36 protein-coding genes are annotated in these 21,940 nt (G+C 27.9%); 1 reads left to right on the top strand and 35 read right to left on the bottom strand.

Annotated features, from left to right (window positions below):
* Window positions 1-12: 12 nt before the first annotated feature.
* From rpsD to fkpA, 34 genes are all read right to left on the bottom strand, one after another.
* Entirely contained in the window at window positions 13-633 is a 621-nt protein-coding gene (gene rpsD, locus U0T64_02290) for a 30S ribosomal protein S4 (protein ID XBC41181.1), read from the bottom strand.
* Between the two features lie 42 nt (window positions 634-675).
* The gene (gene rpsK, locus U0T64_02295) at window positions 676-1,065 is read right to left on the bottom strand and encodes a 30S ribosomal protein S11 (protein ID XBC41182.1); all 390 of its coding nucleotides are present in this window, start codon (window positions 1,063-1,065) and stop codon (window positions 676-678) included.
* A gap of 18 nt (window positions 1,066-1,083) precedes the next feature.
* Window positions 1,084-1,440: a 30S ribosomal protein S13 gene (gene rpsM, locus U0T64_02300; protein XBC41183.1), complete on the bottom strand. Its 357-nt coding sequence runs from the start codon at window positions 1,438-1,440 to the stop codon at window positions 1,084-1,086.
* 104 nt (window positions 1,441-1,544) lie between these two features.
* Window positions 1,545-1,661 carry a 50S ribosomal protein L36 gene (gene rpmJ, locus U0T64_02305; protein ID XBC41184.1) on the bottom strand — a complete coding sequence of 39 codons (117 nt, stop codon included), beginning with the start codon at window positions 1,659-1,661 and terminating at the stop codon, window positions 1,545-1,547.
* Between the two features lie 38 nt (window positions 1,662-1,699).
* Window positions 1,700-3,025, bottom strand: a complete 1,326-nt coding sequence (gene secY / locus U0T64_02310) for a preprotein translocase subunit SecY (protein XBC41185.1) — start codon at window positions 3,023-3,025, stop codon at window positions 1,700-1,702.
* 12 nt (window positions 3,026-3,037) lie between these two features.
* Window positions 3,038-3,475, bottom strand: coding sequence for a 50S ribosomal protein L15 (rplO, locus tag U0T64_02315; GenBank protein XBC41186.1), 438 nt, complete (start codon window positions 3,473-3,475; stop codon window positions 3,038-3,040).
* Window positions 3,476-3,500: 25 nt separating this feature from the next.
* Window positions 3,501-3,677 carry a 50S ribosomal protein L30 gene (gene rpmD, locus U0T64_02320; GenBank protein XBC41187.1) on the bottom strand — a complete coding sequence of 59 codons (177 nt, stop codon included), beginning with the start codon at window positions 3,675-3,677 and terminating at the stop codon, window positions 3,501-3,503.
* A 1-nt stretch (window position 3,678) separates the two neighbouring features.
* The gene (gene rpsE / locus U0T64_02325) at window positions 3,679-4,188 is read right to left on the bottom strand and encodes a 30S ribosomal protein S5 (GenBank protein ID XBC41188.1); all 510 of its coding nucleotides are present in this window, start codon (window positions 4,186-4,188) and stop codon (window positions 3,679-3,681) included.
* 13 nt (window positions 4,189-4,201) lie between these two features.
* Complete coding sequence (gene rplR, locus U0T64_02330) at window positions 4,202-4,564, bottom strand: 50S ribosomal protein L18 (GenBank protein ID XBC41528.1); 363 nt, start codon at window positions 4,562-4,564, stop codon at window positions 4,202-4,204.
* Window positions 4,565-4,568: 4 nt separating this feature from the next.
* Window positions 4,569-5,105, bottom strand: coding sequence for a 50S ribosomal protein L6 (gene rplF, locus U0T64_02335; GenBank protein XBC41189.1), 537 nt, complete (start codon window positions 5,103-5,105; stop codon window positions 4,569-4,571).
* An 11-nt stretch (window positions 5,106-5,116) separates the two neighbouring features.
* Entirely contained in the window at window positions 5,117-5,512 is a 396-nt protein-coding gene (gene rpsH / locus U0T64_02340) for a 30S ribosomal protein S8 (GenBank protein ID XBC41190.1), read from the bottom strand.
* A 32-nt stretch (window positions 5,513-5,544) separates the two neighbouring features.
* On the bottom strand, window positions 5,545-5,850 hold the full coding sequence (rpsN, locus tag U0T64_02345; protein XBC41191.1) for a 30S ribosomal protein S14: 306 nt from the start codon (window positions 5,848-5,850) through the stop codon (window positions 5,545-5,547).
* Window positions 5,851-5,867: 17 nt separating this feature from the next.
* A complete protein-coding gene (gene rplE, locus U0T64_02350; GenBank protein ID XBC41529.1) occupies window positions 5,868-6,359 on the bottom strand; it encodes a 50S ribosomal protein L5 in 492 nt (163 codons plus the stop codon).
* A gap of 63 nt (window positions 6,360-6,422) precedes the next feature.
* Window positions 6,423-6,737 carry a 50S ribosomal protein L24 gene (rplX, locus tag U0T64_02355; protein XBC41192.1) on the bottom strand — a complete coding sequence of 105 codons (315 nt, stop codon included), beginning with the start codon at window positions 6,735-6,737 and terminating at the stop codon, window positions 6,423-6,425.
* Window positions 6,738-6,752: 15 nt separating this feature from the next.
* Complete coding sequence (gene rplN, locus U0T64_02360; GenBank protein ID XBC41193.1) at window positions 6,753-7,121, bottom strand: 50S ribosomal protein L14; 369 nt, start codon at window positions 7,119-7,121, stop codon at window positions 6,753-6,755.
* A 128-nt stretch (window positions 7,122-7,249) separates the two neighbouring features.
* Window positions 7,250-7,510, bottom strand: a complete 261-nt coding sequence (rpsQ, locus tag U0T64_02365) for a 30S ribosomal protein S17 (GenBank protein ID XBC41530.1) — start codon at window positions 7,508-7,510, stop codon at window positions 7,250-7,252.
* Window positions 7,503-7,715: a 50S ribosomal protein L29 gene (rpmC, locus tag U0T64_02370; protein ID XBC41531.1), complete on the bottom strand. Its 213-nt coding sequence runs from the start codon at window positions 7,713-7,715 to the stop codon at window positions 7,503-7,505. The genes rpsQ and rpmC overlap by 8 nt, the downstream gene beginning before the upstream one ends.
* Window positions 7,690-8,109 carry a 50S ribosomal protein L16 gene (gene rplP / locus U0T64_02375; protein ID XBC41194.1) on the bottom strand — a complete coding sequence of 140 codons (420 nt, stop codon included), beginning with the start codon at window positions 8,107-8,109 and terminating at the stop codon, window positions 7,690-7,692. Before rplP ends, rpmC begins: the two co-directional genes overlap by 26 nt.
* Window positions 8,110-8,121: 12 nt before the next feature.
* Complete coding sequence (rpsC, locus tag U0T64_02380; protein XBC41195.1) at window positions 8,122-8,820, bottom strand: 30S ribosomal protein S3; 699 nt, start codon at window positions 8,818-8,820, stop codon at window positions 8,122-8,124.
* A gap of 17 nt (window positions 8,821-8,837) precedes the next feature.
* A complete protein-coding gene (gene rplV / locus U0T64_02385) occupies window positions 8,838-9,173 on the bottom strand; it encodes a 50S ribosomal protein L22 (GenBank protein ID XBC41196.1) in 336 nt (111 codons plus the stop codon).
* 14 nt (window positions 9,174-9,187) lie between these two features.
* On the bottom strand, window positions 9,188-9,466 hold the full coding sequence (gene rpsS, locus U0T64_02390; GenBank protein ID XBC41197.1) for a 30S ribosomal protein S19: 279 nt from the start codon (window positions 9,464-9,466) through the stop codon (window positions 9,188-9,190).
* A gap of 17 nt (window positions 9,467-9,483) precedes the next feature.
* Window positions 9,484-10,305 carry a 50S ribosomal protein L2 gene (rplB, locus tag U0T64_02395; GenBank protein ID XBC41198.1) on the bottom strand — a complete coding sequence of 274 codons (822 nt, stop codon included), beginning with the start codon at window positions 10,303-10,305 and terminating at the stop codon, window positions 9,484-9,486.
* A gap of 18 nt (window positions 10,306-10,323) precedes the next feature.
* Window positions 10,324-10,635 (bottom strand): 50S ribosomal protein L23, encoded by a 312-nt coding sequence (gene rplW, locus U0T64_02400; protein ID XBC41199.1) that lies wholly within the window; start codon window positions 10,633-10,635, stop codon window positions 10,324-10,326.
* Window positions 10,632-11,237, bottom strand: a complete 606-nt coding sequence (rplD, locus tag U0T64_02405; protein ID XBC41200.1) for a 50S ribosomal protein L4 — start codon at window positions 11,235-11,237, stop codon at window positions 10,632-10,634. Before rplD ends, rplW begins: the two co-directional genes overlap by 4 nt.
* On the bottom strand, window positions 11,215-11,883 hold the full coding sequence (gene rplC, locus U0T64_02410; GenBank protein ID XBC41532.1) for a 50S ribosomal protein L3: 669 nt from the start codon (window positions 11,881-11,883) through the stop codon (window positions 11,215-11,217). Before rplC ends, rplD begins: the two co-directional genes overlap by 23 nt.
* Window positions 11,884-11,923: 40 nt before the next feature.
* The gene (rpsJ, locus tag U0T64_02415) at window positions 11,924-12,238 is read right to left on the bottom strand and encodes a 30S ribosomal protein S10 (GenBank protein ID XBC41201.1); all 315 of its coding nucleotides are present in this window, start codon (window positions 12,236-12,238) and stop codon (window positions 11,924-11,926) included.
* A gap of 575 nt (window positions 12,239-12,813) precedes the next feature.
* Complete coding sequence (tuf, locus tag U0T64_02420) at window positions 12,814-13,998, bottom strand: elongation factor Tu (GenBank protein ID XBC41202.1); 1,185 nt, start codon at window positions 13,996-13,998, stop codon at window positions 12,814-12,816.
* Between the two features lie 46 nt (window positions 13,999-14,044).
* The gene (gene fusA / locus U0T64_02425; GenBank protein XBC41203.1) at window positions 14,045-16,156 is read right to left on the bottom strand and encodes an elongation factor G; all 2,112 of its coding nucleotides are present in this window, start codon (window positions 16,154-16,156) and stop codon (window positions 14,045-14,047) included.
* Between the two features lie 94 nt (window positions 16,157-16,250).
* Window positions 16,251-16,721 carry a 30S ribosomal protein S7 gene (gene rpsG / locus U0T64_02430; GenBank protein ID XBC41204.1) on the bottom strand — a complete coding sequence of 157 codons (471 nt, stop codon included), beginning with the start codon at window positions 16,719-16,721 and terminating at the stop codon, window positions 16,251-16,253.
* Window positions 16,722-16,811: 90 nt separating this feature from the next.
* Entirely contained in the window at window positions 16,812-17,186 is a 375-nt protein-coding gene (gene rpsL / locus U0T64_02435; protein XBC41205.1) for a 30S ribosomal protein S12, read from the bottom strand.
* 106 nt (window positions 17,187-17,292) lie between these two features.
* Window positions 17,293-17,580, bottom strand: coding sequence for a sulfurtransferase complex subunit TusB (gene tusB / locus U0T64_02440; GenBank protein ID XBC41206.1), 288 nt, complete (start codon window positions 17,578-17,580; stop codon window positions 17,293-17,295).
* Window positions 17,581-17,592: 12 nt separating this feature from the next.
* The gene (tusC, locus tag U0T64_02445) at window positions 17,593-17,952 is read right to left on the bottom strand and encodes a sulfurtransferase complex subunit TusC (GenBank protein XBC41207.1); all 360 of its coding nucleotides are present in this window, start codon (window positions 17,950-17,952) and stop codon (window positions 17,593-17,595) included.
* Window positions 17,953-17,962: 10 nt separating this feature from the next.
* Complete coding sequence (gene tusD / locus U0T64_02450) at window positions 17,963-18,352, bottom strand: sulfurtransferase complex subunit TusD (GenBank protein ID XBC41208.1); 390 nt, start codon at window positions 18,350-18,352, stop codon at window positions 17,963-17,965.
* Window positions 18,353-18,399: 47 nt separating this feature from the next.
* Entirely contained in the window at window positions 18,400-19,164 is a 765-nt protein-coding gene (fkpA, locus tag U0T64_02455; protein XBC41209.1) for an FKBP-type peptidyl-prolyl cis-trans isomerase, read from the bottom strand.
* Window positions 19,165-19,811: 647 nt separating this feature from the next.
* Here fkpA and tsgA point away from each other — a divergent pair.
* Complete coding sequence (tsgA, locus tag U0T64_02460) at window positions 19,812-20,936, top strand: MFS transporter TsgA (protein ID XBC41533.1); 1,125 nt, start codon at window positions 19,812-19,814, stop codon at window positions 20,934-20,936.
* Here the strand turns inward: tsgA and trpS are convergent.
* Window positions 20,933-21,934, bottom strand: a complete 1,002-nt coding sequence (trpS, locus tag U0T64_02465) for a tryptophan--tRNA ligase (GenBank protein XBC41210.1) — start codon at window positions 21,932-21,934, stop codon at window positions 20,933-20,935. The genes tsgA and trpS overlap by 4 nt on opposite strands.
* Between the last annotated feature and the right edge of the window lie 6 nt (window positions 21,935-21,940).

Here is a 21,940-nt window from a genome sequence, read left to right on the forward strand (position 1 = left end):
AAAATCTACATTTTACTTAGAATAAAGTTCGACAATTAAATGTTCGTTAATTTCTGCAGATAAATCCGAACGTTCAGGAATACGCTTAAATATACCTTCCATTTTAGAAACATTTACTTCTATCCAATCTGATAATTCGCGATGTTCAAGTAATTCTAAAGCTGCTTTTATACGAGTATGTTTTCGAAATTTCTCCCGAATACACACTGTATCTCCAATAGTAACTTGATACGAAGGAATACTAACCAACCTTCCATTTACTGAAATTGATTTATGACTTATTAATTGACGAGATTCAAATCGTGTAGCACCAAATCCCATTCGATAAACTATATTATCTAAACGTTTTTCTAATAAAATTAATAAGTTCTCTCCTGTATTTCCTTTCAATCTAACAGAACGTTTATAATAATTATGAAATTGCGATTCTAATATTCCATATAATCTACGAACTTTTTGTTTTTCTCGTAACTGAATACCATAATCTGATAAACGAGGTTTTCTAGAACCATGTTGGCCAGGTAATTTATCTAATTTACATTTCGAATCAATTGAACGAATTCCAGACTTTAGAAATAAATCTGTTCCCTCTCTTCGAGATAACTTTAATTTAGGACCCAAATATTTTGCCATATTGAAATTTTTCCTAACATAAAAAATATAACTAATTTTAATTTATACTCGACGTTTTTTAGGAGATCGACAACCATTATGAGGAATAGGAGTAACATCAGTAATATTAGTGATCCGAAATCCAGCAGAATTTAAAGCTCTAATAGTTGATTCTCTTCCTGGGCCAGGACCATTTACCATAACTTCTAAATTTTTAATACCGTAATCTTTAACAATCTCCGAACAACGCTCAGCAGCTACTTGTGCAGCAAAAGGAGTAGATTTTCTTGATCCTCTAAATCCAGAACCACCAGCTGTTGCCCAACCTAAAATATTTCCTTGTCGATCACTAATAGAAACGATAGTATTATTAAAAGAAGCGTGAATATGTGCTATACCATCTAATATTTGTTGCTTAACACGTTTTTTCGTACGAACTGGTTCTTTTATCATAATTTTTAAATCCTCTTATTATTTTTTAATTAATTTACGAAAACCTTTTCTAGTACGAGCATTTGTTTTAGTTCTTTGGCCATGCACTGGAAGATTTTTGCGATGACGTAATCCACGATAACAATTAAGATCTACTAAGCGTTTTATATTTAAATTGACTTCTCTTCTAAGATCACCTTCTACAATAAATTTAGATACTTCAATTCTAAGAATATCTATTTGACTTTCTGTTAAATTACAGATTTTTATGTTTTCTGAAATACCCGATGAACCACAAATTAATTTCGATCGTTTTTTTCCTACACCATATATACTCATTAACGCAATAACAACATGTTTATTATTAGGAATATTAATTCCTGCTATACGCGCCACTACAAAATCTCCCATAAATATATTAATATTATACGAACAAAAAATGTTAAAATAATTGTTGTTTAATACACATTTTCCAAACATTATACTTCTATTAAAAATTTTTAACCTTGACGTTGTTTATGTTTAGGATCAATACTACAAATCACCCTAACCACATTATTTCTACGAATAATTTTACAGTTTCTACAAAACTTTTTTACTGAAGCACGGACTTTCATTACTATCACCTAAAAATAAAAGTATAAAATTAATATTTTCAAAGATTTAAATTAGATTTTTTTAAAACAGATTCATATTGAGTAGACATAATATGTGTTTGAATTTGAGAAATGAAATCTATAATCACAACGACTACAATAAGCAAAGATGTACCACCAAAATAAAAGGGAACTTCCATAAAAATATGTAAAAATTCTGGTACCAAACATATAAACATCATATAAAAAGAACCAATTAATGTTAATCGTAACATTATCCTATTAATATATTTAGATGTTTGTATTCCAGGACGAATTCCTGAAATAAAAGCTCCAGATTTTTTTAAATTATCAGCTGTTTCTTTGGAATTAAAAATTAATCCAGTATAAAAAAAACAAAAAAACATGATAGCTACTGCATAAAAAAATATATATATTGGTTGAGTAGGTTGTAAATAGAAAGAAATATTTATTAGCCACTGCCAATTATCTCCACCGCCTAACCAAGAAGCCACAGAAATAGGAAACAACATAACACTTGAAGCAAAAATAGCTGGTATAACTCCTGACATATTTAACTTCAAAGGTAAGTGCGTATAGTTTTTAGAGTGAATACGACGATTCTGATAATTTCTAGCATAATTAACATTAATTTTTCTATAACTTCTTTCGATAAATACAACAAAAAATATCACTAAAATAATAATTATTGAAATTAAAAAAAATAAAAAAACACTTAAACTTCCTTGCCGTAATTTCTCAAAAGTATGCTCAATAGAAACAGGTAAACCAGAAACAATTCCAGAAAATATAATTATTGAAATTCCATTTCCAATACCTCTTTTAGTAATTAACTCACCTAACCACATTAAAAAAACAGTTCCTGTAACTAAACTAACAATAGAAGTACAATAAAAATATATATCAGGATTAATTACCAAATGTTTCAACCCTGATATATTTGGCAAACTTATAGCGATACCAAATGATTGAAAACCAGCTAGAACTAAAGTGGTATATCTTATGTATATATTAATTTTTCTTCGACCAGCCTCTCCATCTTTTTTCATTTCAATAAATTTTGGATATACTAAAGTTAACATTTGTATAATAATTGATGCTGATATAAAAGGCATAATACCTAATGCAAAAATTGACGCTCGACTTAGAGCACCACCAGAAAACATGTTAAACATTTCAACAAGAGTACCTTTCTGATTTTGTAATAATTGCGATAAAACAACAGTATCAATTCCAGGAATAGGAATAAATGATCCTATTCTAAAAATTACTAACGATATTAAAACAAAAAAAATTCTTTTTTTTAATTCATATAATTTAGTATTAAATGGTTTAATATGCTTTACAATTTTTTTTTTTATCATAACACCTACTGATTACTCCTGAACTGTTCCACCAGAAATTTTTACTATATTACGAACTCCTTTTGTAACATATAATCCACGAATCGTTAATGGCGCAGTAACCACCGTTCCTGATAAAATTATTTTAACAAACTTAACGTGTTTTTTTACTATCTTAAAATTTTTTAATAAATCCAAATTAATCACTTGTTTGGAAAATTTAAGTAATGATGATAATTTTATTTCAGACTTATTTCGTGACTTACAAGAAGTAAATCCATATTTTGGAATACGTCTATATAAAGGAGTTTGACCACCTTCAAATCCTTTATTTACTATTCCACCAGATCTAGACTTTTGACCTTTATGCCCTCTTCCTGCTGTTTTTCCAAAACCTGATCCAATTCCGCGCCCTTTTCTCTTACGTATCTTATGAGAACCAAAAGATGGAAAGATAGTATTCAAATACATTTTAATAAATCCTCATTTATAATACTCAAACAACTTTTAACATATAAGATATCTTTTTAATCATTCCTTGAATAGAAGCAGTATTTTTACGCTTTACTGTATGTCCAATACGACGTAATCCCAATCCTGTTAAAGTTGCTTTATGCTTAGGCAATCTCCCTATTGCACTTTTTATCTGAGTTATTTCTAAATATTTAACCATGTTATTTTACCATAATCTCTCTGACTGACTTATTACGTTTAGCAGCTATCATTTCAGGAGATTTCATATTTTCTAATCCTGACATAGTAGCTCGTACTACATTAATAGGATTAGTAGATCCATAAGCTTTTGCTAAAACATCATAAACACCTGCTACTTCTAAAACAGCTCTCATAGCACCACCAGCAATAATACCAGTTCCTTCTGAAGCTGGTTTCATAAAAATGTTTGAACCCGTAAAAGTTCCAAAAATAGGATATTGTAAAGTATTTTTCTTTAAAGTTATACTAATCATGTTTCTACGAGCTTTTTCCATTGCTTTCTGAATAGCAGACGGAACCTCACGTGCTTTTCCATATCCAAAACCAACTTTTCCATTGCCATTTCCTACTACTGTTAAAGCAGTAAATGAAAAAACTCGACCACCTTTTACTGTCTTTGAAACTCGATTAACTGAAATTAACTTTTCCTTTAAATCTAAAGTATTTTTTTTATCAATATAAATTGCCATAAAATTTTGTCTCTTAAAATTTCAATCCTACTTTTCTTGCTGCATGTGCTAAAGCTTGAATACGACCATGATATTTAAAACCAGAACGATCAAATGCAACATGTTCAATACCTTTTTTTAAAGCTCGTTCAGCAATAGTTTTTCCAATAATAGAAGCAGCTTCTTTATTTCCTGTATATTTAATTAATTTTGAAAAATTTTTTTCAAGAGTAGAAGCAACCGCCAAAACCGAAGAATTATTAAAAGAAATAATTTGTGCATAAATATGTCTAGAAGTACGATGAACAACCAAACGAATAGATTGTAACGTTTTTAATTTATACCGTGTGTTTGTAGCTCTTCGAATACGAGCTCGTTTTTTATTAAAAAAAACCATCATATTATTTCTTTTTAGCCTCTTTTATTCGTACAATTTCATTATCATAACGAATACCTTTTCCTTTATATGCTTCTGGAGTTCGATAAGATCTTATATCAGCAGCTACTTGACCAACTAATTGTTTATCATATCCTTTAATAATTATTTCTGTTTGAGATGGACATTCTATAGAAATACCTTTAGGAATAAAATATTTAATTATATGAGAATACCCTAAATATAAATGCAAAGCATTTTCATTAACTAAAGAAATCCTAAAACCTACTCCTAACAATTGTAATTTTTTTAAAAATCCTGTTGTCACACCAACAATCATAGAAAACACTAAAGATCGAGCAGTACCAGCTTGTGCCCAACCCTTATAAGAACTAATTTTACTTTTAAAACTTAAATGTCCATTGATATAACTTACTATTACATTATTATTTAAAATTCGATCAAGAATTTTTTTTTCATTTGTTACTGTTATTTTCTGTCCAGATAATTTAATATCAACACAAGATGGGACAATAACTATTTTTTTTGCAATCCGCGACATATTCCCTCCAATTAAGTCACATGACAAATAATTTCGCCACCTAAACCAGAATAACGAGCTAATTTATCAGTCATAACTCCTTTGGAAGTAGAAATTATAGCTATACCTAAACCAGCCATAATTTTTGGTAATTTGTTTTTTCTACTATATACTCGTAAACTAGGAGAACTAATTCTTTTTATATTTTCAATTACAGGTTTTCCATTAAAATATTTTAAAACTAACTCTAATTTAGGTTTAGAAATATTTTTTTTTATAAAATAATCTTTAATATATCCTTCCTTTTTTAGGATAATACTAATAGCTACTTTCAATTTGGAAGAAGGCATGATTACCGAAATTTTATTAGCTAATTGACTGTTTCGAATTCTTGTCAACATGTCTGCTACAGGATCTTGTATGGTCATATATATAACTCCAAAAAAAAACGTTTACAATTTTACCAACTAGCTTTTTTTAAGCCAGGAATTTCTCCTTTCATCGCTATTTCTCTTACCTTAATTCGACTTAATCCAAATTTTCTTAAAAATGCATGTGGTCTTCCAGTTTGCCTACAACGATTACGTTGACGAATAGGACTAGAATCACGAGGAAATTTTTGTAATTTTAATACAGCATTCCAACGATCTTCCTTGGAAGTACTTATATTAGATATTACAGCTTTTAAATGCATTCTTTTTAAAAAAAATTTCTTAGCTAATTTAATACGTTTTACTTCACGTGCTTTTATTGATTGTTTAGCCATCTTATAATTTTCTCATTTTATTTTTTAAAAGGAAAGCTAAAAGCCGATAACAATGCATAACCTTCGCTGTCAGTAATAGCTGTAGTAGTAATAGTAATATTTATACCTCTAATACGATCTATTTTATCATAATCTATTTCAGGAAAAATAATTTGTTCACGAATTCCAATACTATAATTTCCTCTTCCATCAAAAGAACGTTTAGAAAATCCGCGAAAATCACGAATCCTAGGTATTGCTATAATAATTAAACGTTCTAAAAAATCCCATTTTTTTTGATTACGCAAAGTTACCTTACAACCAATAGGATATCCCTTACGAATCTTAAAGCTAGAAACAGACTTACGAGCCTTAGTTATTAGCGGTTTTTGACCAGATATTTTAGTTAAATCAGATACGGCATTATCAAGATGTTTCTTATCTATTGAAGCCAATCCCACACCAATATTTAAAGTAATTTTTTCAATTCGAGGAACTTGCATAATAGAAGAATAATTAAACTTACACATAAAATCTTTTGATACTTTGGTTTTATAATAATTTTTAAAACACAACACTGGAAATGCTCCAATTTACTTAACAATATTATTATTTGATTTAAAAAATCTTATTTTTTTATTATTTTTAATTTTAAAACCAATGCGATCTGGTTTTTTCGTGTCAGGATTTAAAATAGCTATATTAGAAATATGAATTCCTGCTTCTTTTTTTATTATTCCTCCTACTATATCTTTATCAGGGACAGATTTTTGATGTTTTTTTACTAAGTTTATACCTTGTATAATAACTTTATTTTTAAATAATATCCTTTTTACTACTCCTATTTTTCCTTTTTCTTTTCCCGTTATAACAATTACATTGTCATTCTTTTTTATTTTCGCTGCCATAATTATATATTCCTCTTATAAAACTTCTGGAGCTAATGAAATGATTTTTATAAACTTTTCATTTCTTAATTCTCGTGTAACAGGACCAAATATTCTTGTTCCTAAAGGTTGATCATTATTATTTAATATAACACAAGAATTAGTATCAAATTTAATAATAGAACCATCGAGACGCCTTATCCCTTTTCTAGTTCTCACTACAACTGCTCTATATACCTCCCCTTTTTTAACTTTTCCTCTAGGTATAGCTTCTTTTATAGCTATTTTAATAATATCACCTATGTTTGCATATCTACGACGCGAACCACCTAAAACTTTAATACACATAGCAATACGAGCACCAGAGTTATCTGCTACGTTTAATATGCTTTGCTCTTGAATCATACTAAATCCTATAAAATAAAAAACATATTCAATTTATATATAAGTTATTTAAATAATACAATTATAAAAAATTAAAATACAAAAATAAAACCAATAAAACTTTTTAAAATACTATTTATAAATAATATTTACGATACTATAGTAGATTTTTTAATAATTTTCATTACTGTCCAAGATTTACTTTTAGATATTGGCCTGCATTCACGAATTTCTACCATATCTCCTAACGAGCATGCATTTTTTTCATCGTGAACATGTAATTTCGTTGTTCGTTTGATAAACTTTTTATACAAAGGATGTTTAACAATACGTTCAATAGAAACAACTAACGTTTTTTGCATAGTATTACTAATAACACGGCCTAAAAATGTACGAATTTTATTACTCACCATACTTTTCCTTATAAGACAATAAAAAATTAATTCGAGAAATATTACGACGTACTAAACGTAATAAATGAGGTTTTTGCAATTTTTTAGAAGAAAATTGCAAACGCAAATTAAATTGTTCTCGCAACAAATTTAGTAGATTAATTTTCAATTCTTCAATAGTTTTTTTTTTATTTCTTTCATAAACATGGAAATATCCTCTTATGCACAAAAACAGTTTTTATAGGTAATTTTGATGCTGCTAATCTAAAAGCTTCTCTAGAAATCTCTTCAGATACACCGTCCATTTCATATAAAATTTTTCCAGGTTGTACTAAAGCAACCCAATATTCTACGTTACCTTTTCCTTTTCCCATTCTTACTTCTAAAGGCTTTTGAGTAATCGGTTTATCAGGAAATATTCTGATCCAAATCTTTCCTTGTCTTTTAATAGATCGAGAAATAGCTCTTCTAGCTGATTCAATTTGACTAGATTTTATTCGTCCTCTTTCAATAGCCTTTAGTCCATATGACCCAAAATGTAAATTCACATCTGTAGAAAGACCTCGATTGCGACCTTTGTGCATTTTTCGAAATTTTGTTCTTTTTGGTTGTAACATTTAACAAATTCCTTACTTTTTGTGTTTTCTTTGATGCTTCTTCAACTTAGACATAGATCTTTCTAATGTAGGCAATGTCATACCCCCTAATAATTCACCTTTGAATATCCATACTTTTACTCCTATAACACCATAAGTAGTATAGGCTTCAGATAAACTATAATCAATATCTGCTCTTAAAGTATGTAATGGAACTCTTCCCTCTCGATACCATTCTCTTCTTGCTATTTCTACACCACCTAAACGTCCACTTATTTCCACTTTAATTCCCTTAGCTCCTTGCCTAATTGCATTTTGAACAGCACGTTTCATAGCACGCCTAAACATTATTCTACGCTCTAATTGAGATGTAATGTTATCAGCGACTAATTTTGCATCTAATTCTGGTTTGCGAATTTCAGATATATTAATTTGTGCAGGAACGCCTGTAATACACGTTATAGCTAATCGTAATTTCTCTACATCTTCTCCTTTTTTTCCTATTACTATTCCAGGACGTGCACTATATATTGTGATTCGAATACTTTTAGAGGGACGCTCAATAACAATACGAGAAATTGAAGCTTTCAGTAACTTTCTTTTTAAAAATTCACGAACTTTAAAATCACTATTTAAAATATCTGCAAAATTTTTAGTACTCGCAAACCAAACAGAATTCCAATGCTTAATTATACCTAATCGCATGCCATTGGGATGCACTTTTTGACCCATGAATAATTCTCCAGTTGTTATAGACAGTCAGAAACCACTATAGTAATATGACTAGTTCTTTTTAAAATGCGATCTGAACGACCTTTAGCACGTGGCATCATTCTTTTCATAGTTGGACCTTCGTCAACAAATACTTTAGTTATCTTTAAGTTATTTATCCCTATTCCAAAATTATGTTCTGCATTAGATATAGCTGATTGCAAAACTTTCCTAACTAATATTGATGCTTTTTTATTATTAAAAGTTAAAATATTTAAAGCACATAAAACTTTTTGACCTCTTATCAAATCAGCTACTAATCTAACTTTTTGCACCGATGATCTGGCTTGACGATGTATAGCATACGCTTCCATATTAAATATTTCCTCTAACGTTTCTTAATCTTTTTATCAGAAATATGACCACGATACGTACGAGTGACAGAAAATTCACCTAACTTATGTCCTACCATATCTTCTGTAATAAATATGGGGACATGTTGGCGTCCATTATGAACAGATATTGTCAAACCAATCATATTCGGAAAAATCGTTGATCGACGAGACCAAGTACGTATTGGCTTTTTATTATGACTTTTAATAGCTATTTCAATTTTTTTAAATAAAGATACATCAATAAATGGGCCTTTTTTAAGAGAACGCGGCACTTTATTATCTCCTTATGTTATTTATTACGGCTTTTTATAATAAATCGATCTGTTCGTTTATTTTTTCTAGTTTTCTTACCTTTAGTTTGCAATCCCCAAGGACTAACAGGATGTTTTCCAAAATTTTTCCCTTCACCACCACCATGTGGATGATCTACTGGATTCATTGCAGTACCTCTAACTGTAGGACGAATTCCTCTCCAACGAGAAGCTCCAGCTTTTCCTAAAACTCTTAACATATGTTCTTCTTTTCCCACTTCTCCAATAGTTGCTTTACACTTAGATTCTAATTTTCTAATTTCTCCTGAACGCAAACGTATAGTTACATATTTTTCTTCTTTTGAAATTAATTGAACACCCACGCCTGCTGATCTAGCAATTTGAGCTCCTTTTCCTGGTCTCATCTCAACGTTATGAATAATTGTTCCAATAGGAATATTTTTCATTGGTAAAACATTACCAATTTTTATGTCAGATGAAATCCCAGAAATTATTTTAGCACCAATTTTCAAATCTTTAGGCGCTAAAATATATCTTCGTTCTCCATCACTATATAAAACTAAAGCAATGTTAGCAGATCTATTTGGATCATATTCTAATCTTTCAACAATCGCAGAAATATTATCTTTATTTCTTTTAAAATCAATAATTCTATACGACCGTTTATGACCTCCTCCTATATGCCGAACTGTTATATGCCCATTATTGTTTCGACCTCCATTTTTACTTTTTTTTGTAACCAAACGAAAATATGGTTTTCCTTTATGTAAATTAGAATTATCTAATTTTATAACATGACGACGACCTGGAGATGTTGGTTTACATTTAACAATTGCCATTTATACATGTCCTCACTCTTAACCGGTTGACTCTTCATGGCCAATAAAGTTAACATTTTGTCCTTTCTTTAAAAAAATATAAGCTTTTTTCCAATTTTTTAAGCGACTTATAATGCCATTTTTACGCTTTTTTTTACCCTGAACAATTAATGTATTAATGCAATTCACTTTCACTTTAAATAATTTTTGTATAGTCTGTTTGATTTCAAATTTTGTAACATTAACAGGTACCTTTATTACTACAACATCACGTTTTTTTGAAACAATAGATGATTTTTCAGAAATATGTGGAGAAAAAAAATTTTTTAAGATTTGCTGTTCGATAATCATAACAATAATGTCTCAACTTTTTTAATGGCTGCAGAAGTAATAATAACATGTTTAAAAGAAACTAAACTTACTGGATCTATCAAATTAATAGTTTTAGTATGAACTTTATATAAATTTCGAGAAGCTAAAAGTAAATTATTATCATACTTTTCTGTCACAACCAAAACATCAAATATTTTTATAGAATTTAATTTATTTACTAATAACTTAGTTTTAGGTATATTGATACTAAAATTTTCAAAAACAAATAAACGATTTTTCCGAATTAATTCGGAAAAAATACTTCTTAAAGCTCCTTTATACATTTTTTTATTAATTTTTTGAAAAAAATTTTTTGGCTTCGCTGCAAAAGTCACACCACCAGATCTCCATATAGGACTTCTTAAAGAACCTACTCTGGCACGTCCTGTTCCTTTTTGACGCCATGGTTTTTTACCTGATCCAGAAACTTCTGCACGGCTTTTTTGTGCTTTAGTTCCCTGACGAGAACTAGATAAATAAGAAACGATAACCTGGTGAATTAATGCTTCATTGAAATTGCAATTAAAAACTTTATCAGATACGTAAAAAATATTTTTTTTATCTTGAAGAATTAATTCCATTATCCTTTACTCCTTTTGTTTTAATTGCTGGACGAATAATAAGATCTCCTCCTTTTGAACCTGGAACTGAACCTTTTAATAAAAGTAAACTACGATCGAAATCAATTTTTACTATATCTATGTTTTGTATTGTAACTCGATTATTTCCTAAACGACCTGCCATATTTTTTCCTTTGAATACTCTTCCAGGTGTTTGATTTTGTCCAATAGATCCAGGAGCTCGATGGGACAATGAATTTCCATGACTAGAATCTTGAGTATGAAAATTCCAACGTTTTACTGTTCCACAGAATCCTTTTCCTTTAGATCGTCCAATTACATCAACTTTTTTACAATTCGAAAATATTCTTAAATCTAATACTTGTCCAACTTTGAAATTCAATATATTTTTAGAAATTCTAAATTCCCATAAACCGCGACCTGCTTGTATTCCTGATCGTAAAAAATGACCAACTTCTGATTTAATTAATTTATTTTTGTTTTTATTTCCAGTAGTCATTTGAACAGCATTATATCTATCAGTGTCTATAGTTTTCACTTGAGAAATTCTATTTTCTTGAATTTCAATTGCAGTAACTGACACAGATATGCCGTCACTTGTAAAAATACGAGTCATGCCAATCTTTTTACCAATTAAACCAATCATATATTCTTCAATCCCTTTAATCATTTTACCTATACAATCACTAACCTAAACTAATTTGCACATCTACACCAGCAGCAAGATCTAATCTCATTAAAGCATCCACTGTCTTTTCAGTCGGTTCAACAATATCAATAAGCCTTTTATGAGTGCGTATTTCATATTGATCGCGAGCATCCTTATTAACATGAGGAGAAATTAATACAGTAAAACGTTCTTTATGTGTTGGAAGAGGAATAGGACCACGAACTTGTGCTCCAGTTCTTTTAGCTGTTTCAACAATTTCTGACGTTGATTGATCAATTAATCTATGATCAAATGCTTTAAGACGAATTCGTATTCTTTGGTTCTGTTGCATAGACCAGAACTCCCATAATATAAAAATTATACAATATTCTTCTTTCAAATTTCAAAAAGAATATGCTAAAATTAAGCTTTAAGTCATACAATAAGAGTGCATTTAAAAAGAATTTAATTAAAAAAAATTTTAACATTTCTTATAAATTTTTATATAACATATTTAACTAACTAAAATAAAATTAAAAAATTTGATATTATTTAAAATCACAATATACTTTAAAAAAAGATATAATCTTTTCATACAAACGAATAAAATAACTAATATAATTTTTTAAACTTAAATACCAATATTTAAATAAATAAAATATTTTATACATAACATTTATTCTATATTATTATAGGACATGAAATTATAAAATTCATTATTTTTTTCTGATTTATATCATAAAAATATATGCTATAACATACATAACGTGATTTAAAATATTTTATCATAAAATAATAAATAATTTTCACACTTGAAAAGATACCTTATAAAAAAATATTATTAATATAAATAAAAATCAAGAAAAGACCTGAATTTTAATTTCTTTTCTTGACTTTAATTTCATAGCACATAACATATATTACAACTTAATTAATAACTTTTACTACAATTCCAGCACCTACTGTTTTACCTCCTTCACGAATTGCAAAACGCAATCCATCAGACATAGCGATAGGATGAATTAATGTAATAGTCATTTTAACATTGTCACCTGGCATAACCATTTCTGTTCCTTCTGGAAGTTCAATATAACCAGTAACATCGGTAGTACGAAAATAAAATTGTGGCCTATATCCTTTGAAAAATGGTGTATGACGTCCCCCTTCTTCTTTGGACAAAACATATACTTCAGATTCAAATTTCATATGAGGAGTAATCGTACCAGGTTTTGCTAAAACTTGACCTCTTTCAATCTCATCACGTTTAGTACCACGTAGTAATACTCCTACATTTTCTCCAGCACGTCCTTCATCTAATAATTTCCTAAACATTTCTACACCAGTACATATAGTTTTAGAAGTAGGTTTAATACCTACAATTTCTACTTCTTCTCCTACCTTTATTATTCCTCTTTCTACACGTCCAGTAACAACTGTGCCACGTCCAGATATAGAAAAAACATCTTCTATAGGAAGTAAAAATGGCTGATCAATAGAACGTTTAGGTTCGGGAATATATGAATCCAATATATTAGCTAAATCAATAATTTTTTCTTCCCAAATTGCATCGCCTTCCAATGCTTTCAAAGCAGATCCTCTTATAATAGGCGTATTTTCACCAGGAAAATCATATTGTGTTAACAAGTCACGAACTTCCATTTCTACTAATTCAAGCAATTCTTCATCATCTACCATATCACATTTATTTAAAAAAACTACAATATGAGGTACTCCTACTTGTCTTCCAAGCAAAATATGTTCGCGTGTTTGAGGCATTGGACCATCTGTAGCAGCTACTACTAAAATTGCGCCATCCATTTGAGCTGCTCCAGTAATCATATTTTTTATATAATCAGCATGACCAGGACAATCTACATGTGCATAATGTCTTATAGAAGTATCGTACTCTACATGAGAAGTATTAATAGTAATACCTCTAGCTTTTTCCTCTGGAGCATTATCTATTTGATCAAAAGCTCGAGCAGAACCTCCATATTTTTTTGCTAAAACAGTAGTAACTGCTGCTGTTAAAGTAGTTTTTCCATGATCTACGTGACCAATAGTACCTACATTTATATGCGGTTTTAAGCGATTAAATTTTTCTTTAGACACAACTTTTTTCCTTTTTAAATTTTATAAATATATAAAAAATTTTATATTACTTATTTTCTGTTTTTTCAATAACAGATATTGCTATATTTTTTGGAGCTTCTAAATATTTTAAAAATTCCATAGAATAAGACGCTCTACCTTGTGTCTGAGAACGCAAATCAGTAGCATACCCAAACATTTCAGATAAAGGTACCTGAGAAGAAATAACTTTTCCCATTGAAATTTCATTCATTCCTTCAATAATTCCTCTTCTTCTATTTAAATCACCTATGACATCTCCCATATATTCTTCAGGAGTTTCAACTTCTACTTTCATAATAGGTTCGAGTAAAATTGGTTTAGCATTTTTAAAAGCAGTTTTAAAAGCTAATGAAGCAGCTAATTTAAATGCAATTTCTGAAGAATCAACATCATGATATGAACCATAATGCAAACGAACTCCAATATTTACTACAGGATAACCAGCTAAAGGACCACTATTTAATTGCTCCTGTATTCCTTTATCAATGGCAGAGATATATTCTCCGGGAATCACCCCTCCTTTGATGTCATTTATAAATTTATAATTTTCTTCGTGTAATTTTAAAGGAAATAAATCAATAACTACATGTCCATATTGGCCTCTTCCACCTGACTGTTTAATATATTTTCCTTCTACATCATTAATACTATTTTTAATAGTTTCACGATAAGCAACTTGAGGTTTTCCTATATTAGCATCTACACTAAATTCTCTTTTCATTCTTTCAATAATGATTTCTAAATGTAATTCTCCCATTCCAGAAATAATTGTTTGATTTGATTCTCTATCAGTCCATACGCGAAAAGAAGGATCTTCTTTGGCTAATCTACTTAAAGACATTCCCATTTTTTCTTGATCTGCTTTAGTTTTTGGCTCAACTGCTATAGAAATCACTGGATCAGGAAAATCCATTTTTTCTAATACAATTAAATTATCAGGATCACACAAAGTATCACCGGTAGTTACACTTTTCAAACCAATAGCTGCTGCTATATCACCCGATCTTACTTCTTTTATTTCTTCTCTCTTATTTGCATGCATTTGAACAATGCGTCCAAACCGTTCTTTTTGACATTTTACAGAATTAAATACTATATCTCCAGAACGGACTACACCAGAATACACTCTAAAAAAAGTTAAATTTCCCACAAACGGATCTGTAGCAATTTTAAATGCTAAAGCTGAAAAAGGTTCTTTATCGTTTGAATAATGCACAAAAGAACTCTTCTTTTTATCATTTAACATTCTTTTAGACAACGAAATATCATTAGGAGAGGGTAAAAATTCAATTACTGCATCTAATAAAGCTTGTACGCCTTTGTTTTTGAAAGCAGATCCGCACGTTACAGGAACAATTTCATTATTTAAAACACGTTTACGAAGAGCAGTTTTAATTTCCTCTTCAAATATCGTTTTACCTGATAAATATTTCTCCATTAAAATATCATCGTTTTCAACTGAAGCTTCAAGAAGATTTTGATGCCATTTTTCAGATAATTCTTGTAAATCAGGGGAAATTTTTTTATAAGTAAATGTAATCCCTTGATCTGAATTGTTCCAATAAATCGCTTTCATTTTGATTAAATCGACAATTCCAATAAAATTATCTTCTTCTCCAATAGCTAATTGTATAGGAACAGGATTAGCGTGAAGCTTTGTTCTCATTTGTTTAATTACACTAAAAAAATTTGCGCCTATACGATCCATTTTATTTATAAAAGCAATTCTTGGAACATTATATTTATTAGCTTGCCTCCACACAGTTTCTGATTGAGGTTGAACTCCTCCTACAGAACAATATACCATAACAACACCATCTAAAATTCGCATAGATCTTTCTACTTCTATAGTAAAATCTACATGTCCAGGAGTATCAATAATATTAATTCTATGCGGCAAAAATTGTTTAGCCATTCCAGACCAAAATGTAGTAGTAGCTGCTGAAGTTATAGTAATTCCTCTTTCTTGTTCTTGTTCCATCCAATCCATAGTAGCTGCACCATCATGTACTTCACCAATTTTGTGATTAACACCTGTATAAAATAAAATACGTTCAGTAGTAGTTGTTTTTCCAGCATCTATATGTGCACTAATTCCTATGTTACGGTATTGTATGATTGGCGTAGTACGTCCCATTTTTTTCCTCTAATTTTAATTTTTATATAACACATCCTTATATTCAAATTAAAAATTAATTATAAATCAATTGAAATAAAAAAATTTTAATTAATCACCAACGATAATGTGCAAAAGCTTTATTGGCCTCCGCCATACGATGTACTTCTTCACGTTTTTTTACAGCAGATCCTTTATTATCTACTGCATCTACTAATTCATTTGCTAATCTTAAAGACATTGATTTCTCTGTACGCTTTCTAGCTGCACTAACTATCCATCTCATAGCTAAAGCATGTCTTCGAATTAAACGAACTTCAACTGGAACTTGATAAGTTGAACCTCCAACCCGACGAGATTTTACTTCTACAATAGGGCGCACATTTTCTAATGCTAAATCTAATGCTTCTAATTCTTTTTTTTTGGTATGTTTAGATAAAACTTGTAATGCATAATACATTATTTTTTCAGCAATAGATTTTTTTCCATGCACCATAATTATATTAATAAATTTAGAAACTATATCAGAAAAAAACTTTGGATCTGATATAATTTTACGATTTCCAATACCACGACGTCTCGGCATATTCTTTTCCAATTCAAAATAATATAAAATTTATATAAATTATTCTTAAAATTTTACAATTGTTTTCCTTAAAAATATAAATAAAAAATTTTACGATTTTTTCTTTTTTACACCATATTTAGAGCGACTTTTTTTTCTATCTTTTACACCAGAACAATCTTGTGTTCCTCTAACAACGTGATAACGAACTCCCGGTAAATCTTTAACCCTTCCTCCTCTAATTAAAATTACTGAATGTTCTTGTAAATTATGACCTTCTCCTCCGATATAAGAAGTTACTTCAAATCCATTTGTAAGACGAACTCTACATACTTTCCGTAATGCAGAATTAGGTTTCTTAGGAGTAGTAGTGTATACTTTAATACATACACCTCTTTTTTGAGGACATTTCCCTAAAGCAGGAACATTGCTTTTTATGACTTTTCGTAAACGAGGTTTACGAACTAATTGATTAATTGTAGTCATATAATTTTCCAATTATTTTACTTAAAATTACTTTGATAAATATATTTTCATAAAAAAGGAATTCAATAAATCTATTAATTTAAAAAATATTAAAATACGTGTAATTTTACCAAGAAATTTGTTTATTATGTTTTTTTGTTAATAAAACTAATTCGAAATAGTTTATAATATGAATGCTATTAGAAATCTTTTTCTGAATACCACGAGCATAAATATCTTTTTTCATAGCATATAATTTAACTGGAATAGATAGAATTTTTTTAAGAAACATATTATTATCTATTGCAATTATTACGCTATCTTGCAATGCAACTACATCATCATTTGATGTTAAAAGATCTATTAATAATATCATATTAATTTCGAAAGGAGAACGCATTAAAATGTGCAACATATTTTAATTCCCTTAAAATCTAAAAATCATATCATTTTTTTCAATTTCTTTACGTATATATTTTCTATCCATAATTGATACTTTTAAAAAAAAATCACTCTTTGAAAACAATCCGCGTTCTATTAATGAATCCTTACAATAATATAATTTATTAATTTCAAAAAGTGGCAATATTCCAAATGCAGGCACATAATTGTGTGAAAAAATGTATTCTGGTTTTTGATTTCTTATTAACTGAAAAACACCATCTCCTATAAAAAATACAGTAATATTTTGATTAATTGTAGAAATTGATAAAATAGAATCTAATCCTTCACGACTTAAACTACTTCCATGAGGGACATGAGAAAAAATAAAAGCTATATGTTTCATGTACATTTCGCTAAAATTGTATAATACGATCACTCTTTTCTATATATATTGCTAATTCGCTAAACCCTGTAAAGCTAAAAGACGACTTTAAATCATCAATTTTTTTTAAATATTTATCAGTTAATTTTTTTTCATACGTCAACCCCCTTCGCAAAGCAGCGCTAATACACACGTTTAATTTAACACAATGTTTACGATTTAAAATTATCCATTGCTTAACTAAATCATATTCATCAGAAAAATAAGAAAAATTTTTATTAGCATTTAATACGCCATCAAAATGAAAAAAAACGCTTAATAATTTATTTGCACTATTTATAATAGCTTTAGAAAAAAGAAATGCAGTAATAGCATTCTGAGTTCCATACGGTGGTCCTGTAACTAATAATGAAAAATTCATATTTTTATTATTAAAAATTTAAAATAATTTCATAAACTGATATTCAATTATGAAACAAATTTTACATCAATTAATTCTATCTCAAAAACTAAAGTAGAATTTCCAGGTATTCCAAGTACTCCTTTTTCTCCATATGCTAAAGAGGGTGGAATAACTAATTTTATTTTTCCCCCTTTTTTTATATGTTGTAATCCTTCTTGCCACCCTAATATTACACTATTTAAAGGAAAAGTCAGCGGTTTACCTCGTGTATAAGAATTGTCAAACTCAGTTCCATTAACAAATGATCCAATATAATTTACAGTAACAATGTCATTTTTACTAGGATACAAACCTTCTCCTTCATTTATTATAAAAAATACTAAACCTGTTTGAGAATGTTGAACATCTTTTTTTGATAACATATCTTTCATATATCTCTCTCCTTGAGAAGCATTAATTCTCATTTCTTTTGTTGCTAAACGTTTTTCTAAATCAAATAATTTCTTTTCGAGTATATTCAATATTTGAGAAATTTTTTTATTAGAAAATTTAGATTTAAAAAATATTGCATCTTTAATTCCAGATAATAGAATATCTTTATTTAAAGACATTCCTAATTTTTTTTTATCTATAAAAAAATTATTTATATAATTTCCTAATGAAACTCCTAAAGCATAAGATGATTGATTATTTTCGTTTTTAAAATCTTTTGTAACAGGTATATTTGATTGAAGCGATTCTATAGAAGAATCTATAACTTTTGAAAAAGTGATAGAAGTTAAAAAAAAAATAGTTGCTATCACAATCCCCTTTAATAGAAAAAAAAGCATTTCGACTCCAAAAATTGAAATATTATTTTAAAATACAATTAATTATTTTAAAAAATCACGTTAAATTTATAAAAAATAAAAAATACAAATTAAAAACTATTTATATAACAATAAAAATGTAAAACTTCAATAAAAATATAAAAAAAGATGTATGATACATAAAAAGATTATTAATAATCTAAAAAATATTTTTAAAAAATTATTTAAAAACGTTTTTTAAAAATAAAAATAATAACTTAATGTATAAAATATATTTCATATAAAAATTTCATTCTTAGAATAATAATAAAATGCAAAAAACTATATTTTCAAAGATATGTCTTATTAACATAATTAAAAATTATGATTAAAAAATTTTATAATGTATTGTAATTAATTTACATTCATAAATAATTTTTAGTTTATTATTCTAGAAATCATTTTATAACTTTTTAAAAAATTAAGATAACTTTATTGGAAATAAATGTCATGGAATATTATTAGAAATTTTAAAGTTTTAAAAAATACCATAATTCAATTTTAAAAAATAATTATTCTATATTTCTTTAAAAATACAAAATTATTTTTATAATATATAAATACATTAATCATTTTTATTATACAGGCATTTAAAAAATGAAAAAAAAAACGTTTTTGGATTAACTTGTATTAGTTTTTGTTCATATTCCTTAACAGGAGCATTGATTATTGTAACCGGGGTTATTTTAGGTAATGTATCTGAATATTTTCACGTATCTATCATTCAGATGAGCAATACTTTCACTTTATTAAATGCTGGAATTTTAATTGCTATTTTTTTAAATTCATGGTTTATAAATATTATCTCGATAAAAAAACAGCTTATATTAGGATTTATATTTACAATAATATCAATATATATGCTCATGTTTTATCATACACTTCAATCATTTTCTTTAAGTATATTTATATTAGGGATAGTAAGTGGACTAACTATGTCAATAGGAACCTTCTTAATTACCTATTTATATGAAGGAAATAAACGAGCTTCTATATTGCTACTCACTGATTCATGTTTTAGCATGTCAGGAATTATATTTCCTATAATTGCAACATCTTTGATTTTTCATCATATTACATGGTATTGGATATATCCTTTAATAGGAATACTATATTTAATTATATTTATATTAGCAATAAACTTAAAATTTCCTATATTATATTATAAAAAAAAGAAAAATAAAAATACAGAAACATGGAATATTTCTATTTTTTATTTATCGATATCAGCACTATTATATATATTAGGACAATTGAGTTTTATTTCATGGATTCCAGAATACATTGTGAAATCAATACATCTAGACATTACTCAAGCTGGAAAATTAGTTAGTAATTTTTGGATGTCATATATGATAGGAATGTGGGCGTTTAGTTTCATATTAAAATATTTTGACTTAAAAAATATAATTATATATTTAACAGGAATATCTACTTTATTAATATACATGTTTAACAATACATATAATTATAATTTACTCCAGTTAATAATTCTTTCTTTAGGTTTCTTTTCTAGTACTATTTATACTATTATAATTACATTAGCCTCGAGGGAAACAAAAAAACCTTCTCCCAAAATTATAAATTTTATTTTAACAAGCGGAACTATAGGAACTTTGTTAACATTTATAGTTACCGGACCAATAGTAAAAAATTTCGGATTTATTTCAGCACTCATTACGTCCAATATATTATATGGACTAGTATTTGTCATATCAATATTATTAAACAATATAAAAAAAAGAGAACTTTAAATAAGTCCTATTTTATTTTTCACTGTTTTTAATAATTTATCAGCTTTAATACATGCTTGAGACGCACCATAATAAACTACTTCTTTTAAATAATCCTCTTGTTTTCTATAATAAAAATACGAAGATTGTAATTTACTTATCACATCAGATATAACTTCGATTATATCTGATTTAAATGCTTTATATGATTTTCCAGAAAATTCTATCTCTAAATCAGAAATAGTTTTATTCGTCAAACTAGAAAAAATATTTAGTAAATTCGATATTCCTTTTTTATTTATCATGTCATAACGAATACTTGGTGGATCATTTGAATCAGTAACAGCCAACCTTATTTTTTTAGATATACTATTAATATCTTCTAATAAAAATATTACATTATTTTTATTAGAATCAGACTTAGACATTTTTCTCTCGAAATCTAATAATGACAAAATGTTAGAACTACTTTCTATCATATATTTTTCAGGGATAGTAAATATATTTCCATAACACGAATTAAATCTACGAGAAATTTTACGTACTAATTCTAGATGTTGGACTTGATCATATCCAATAGGAACTATATTAGTTTTATACAATAAAATATCCGAAGCCATTAAAATTGGATAATTTAATAAACCAGAATTAATATTCTTACTATGTTGAAGAGATTTTTTTTTAAATTGAGTCATCCGTGATAATTCTCCACAATAAGTATAACATGTAAGTATCCAATGTAATTGAGTATGTTGATGAACGTTTGATTGAAGAAAAATAATACTTTTTTTTGGATCAACACCACATGCTAAATATAAAGCAATAGTATCTAATATATTTTTTTTTAAATTTATCGATAAATAATGTGTAGTAATAGTATGTAAATCAGCAATACAATATAAACATCTATAATTATTTTGCATTTTTTCCCAATGACGCATGACACCGATGTAATTTCCAATAGTTAATGGTCCAGAAGGTTGCATAGCACTAAATAAAACTTTTTTTGAATTCTTCACTATTTT

This window comes from Buchnera aphidicola (Nurudea yanoniella), from assembly GCA_039829995.1.
GTDB classification, from domain to species: Bacteria; Pseudomonadota; Gammaproteobacteria; order Enterobacterales; family Enterobacteriaceae; genus Buchnera_B; species Buchnera_B aphidicola_AV.

Coding starts and splice junctions, on each gene's coding strand:
- rpmD (XBC41187.1), bottom strand. CDS start 3,677: ATGGTTAAATATTTAGAAATAACTCAGATAAAAAGTGCAATAGGGAGA.
- rplD (XBC41200.1), bottom strand. CDS start 11,237: ATGGAATTAATTCTTCAAGATAAAAAAAATATTTTTTACGTATCTGAT.
- rplR (XBC41528.1), bottom strand. CDS start 4,564: ATGGTTTTTTTTAATAAAAAACGAGCTCGTATTCGAAGAGCTACAAAC.
- rplP (XBC41194.1), bottom strand. CDS start 8,109: ATGTTACAACCAAAAAGAACAAAATTTCGAAAAATGCACAAAGGTCGC.
- rplV (XBC41196.1), bottom strand. CDS start 9,173: ATGGAAGCGTATGCTATACATCGTCAAGCCAGATCATCGGTGCAAAAA.
- rpsK (XBC41182.1), bottom strand. CDS start 1,065: ATGATAAAAGAACCAGTTCGTACGAAAAAACGTGTTAAGCAACAAATA.
- tusC (XBC41207.1), bottom strand. CDS start 17,952: ATGAAACATATAGCTTTTATTTTTTCTCATGTCCCTCATGGAAGTAGT.
- rplB (XBC41198.1), bottom strand. CDS start 10,305: ATGGCAATTGTTAAATGTAAACCAACATCTCCAGGTCGTCGTCATGTT.
- rplN (XBC41193.1), bottom strand. CDS start 7,121: ATGATTCAAGAGCAAAGCATATTAAACGTAGCAGATAACTCTGGTGCT.
- rpsG (XBC41204.1), bottom strand. CDS start 16,721: ATGCCGAGACGTCGTGGTATTGGAAATCGTAAAATTATATCAGATCCA.
- rplE (XBC41529.1), bottom strand. CDS start 6,359: ATGTGTAAGTTTAATTATTCTTCTATTATGCAAGTTCCTCGAATTGAA.
- rplW (XBC41199.1), bottom strand. CDS start 10,635: ATGATTATCGAACAGCAAATCTTAAAAAATTTTTTTTCTCCACATATT.
- tusD (XBC41208.1), bottom strand. CDS start 18,352: ATGAATTTTTCATTATTAGTTACAGGACCACCGTATGGAACTCAGAAT.
- rpsH (XBC41190.1), bottom strand. CDS start 5,512: ATGACCATACAAGATCCTGTAGCAGACATGTTGACAAGAATTCGAAAC.
- rplF (XBC41189.1), bottom strand. CDS start 5,105: ATGTCGCGGATTGCAAAAAAAATAGTTATTGTCCCATCTTGTGTTGAT.
- rplC (XBC41532.1), bottom strand. CDS start 11,883: ATGATTGGTTTAATTGGTAAAAAGATTGGCATGACTCGTATTTTTACA.
- rpsN (XBC41191.1), bottom strand. CDS start 5,850: ATGGCTAAACAATCAATAAAAGCACGTGAAGTAAAACGTATTAAATTA.
- rpsE (XBC41188.1), bottom strand. CDS start 4,188: ATGGCAATTTATATTGATAAAAAAAATACTTTAGATTTAAAGGAAAAG.
- rplX (XBC41192.1), bottom strand. CDS start 6,737: ATGGCAGCGAAAATAAAAAAGAATGACAATGTAATTGTTATAACGGGA.
- rpsC (XBC41195.1), bottom strand. CDS start 8,820: ATGGGTCAAAAAGTGCATCCCAATGGCATGCGATTAGGTATAATTAAG.
- fkpA (XBC41209.1), bottom strand. CDS start 19,164: ATGCTTTTTTTTCTATTAAAGGGGATTGTGATAGCAACTATTTTTTTT.
- rplO (XBC41186.1), bottom strand. CDS start 3,475: ATGTATTTGAATACTATCTTTCCATCTTTTGGTTCTCATAAGATACGT.
- rpsL (XBC41205.1), bottom strand. CDS start 17,186: ATGACTACAATTAATCAATTAGTTCGTAAACCTCGTTTACGAAAAGTC.
- secY (XBC41185.1), bottom strand. CDS start 3,025: ATGATAAAAAAAAAAATTGTAAAGCATATTAAACCATTTAATACTAAA.
- rpmJ (XBC41184.1), bottom strand. CDS start 1,661: ATGAAAGTCCGTGCTTCAGTAAAAAAGTTTTGTAGAAACTGTAAAATT.
- rpsD (XBC41181.1), bottom strand. CDS start 633: ATGGCAAAATATTTGGGTCCTAAATTAAAGTTATCTCGAAGAGAGGGA.
- fusA (XBC41203.1), bottom strand. CDS start 16,156: ATGGGACGTACTACGCCAATCATACAATACCGTAACATAGGAATTAGT.
- rpsJ (XBC41201.1), bottom strand. CDS start 12,238: ATGCAACAGAACCAAAGAATACGAATTCGTCTTAAAGCATTTGATCAT.
- tusB (XBC41206.1), bottom strand. CDS start 17,580: ATGTTGCACATTTTAATGCGTTCTCCTTTCGAAATTAATATGATATTA.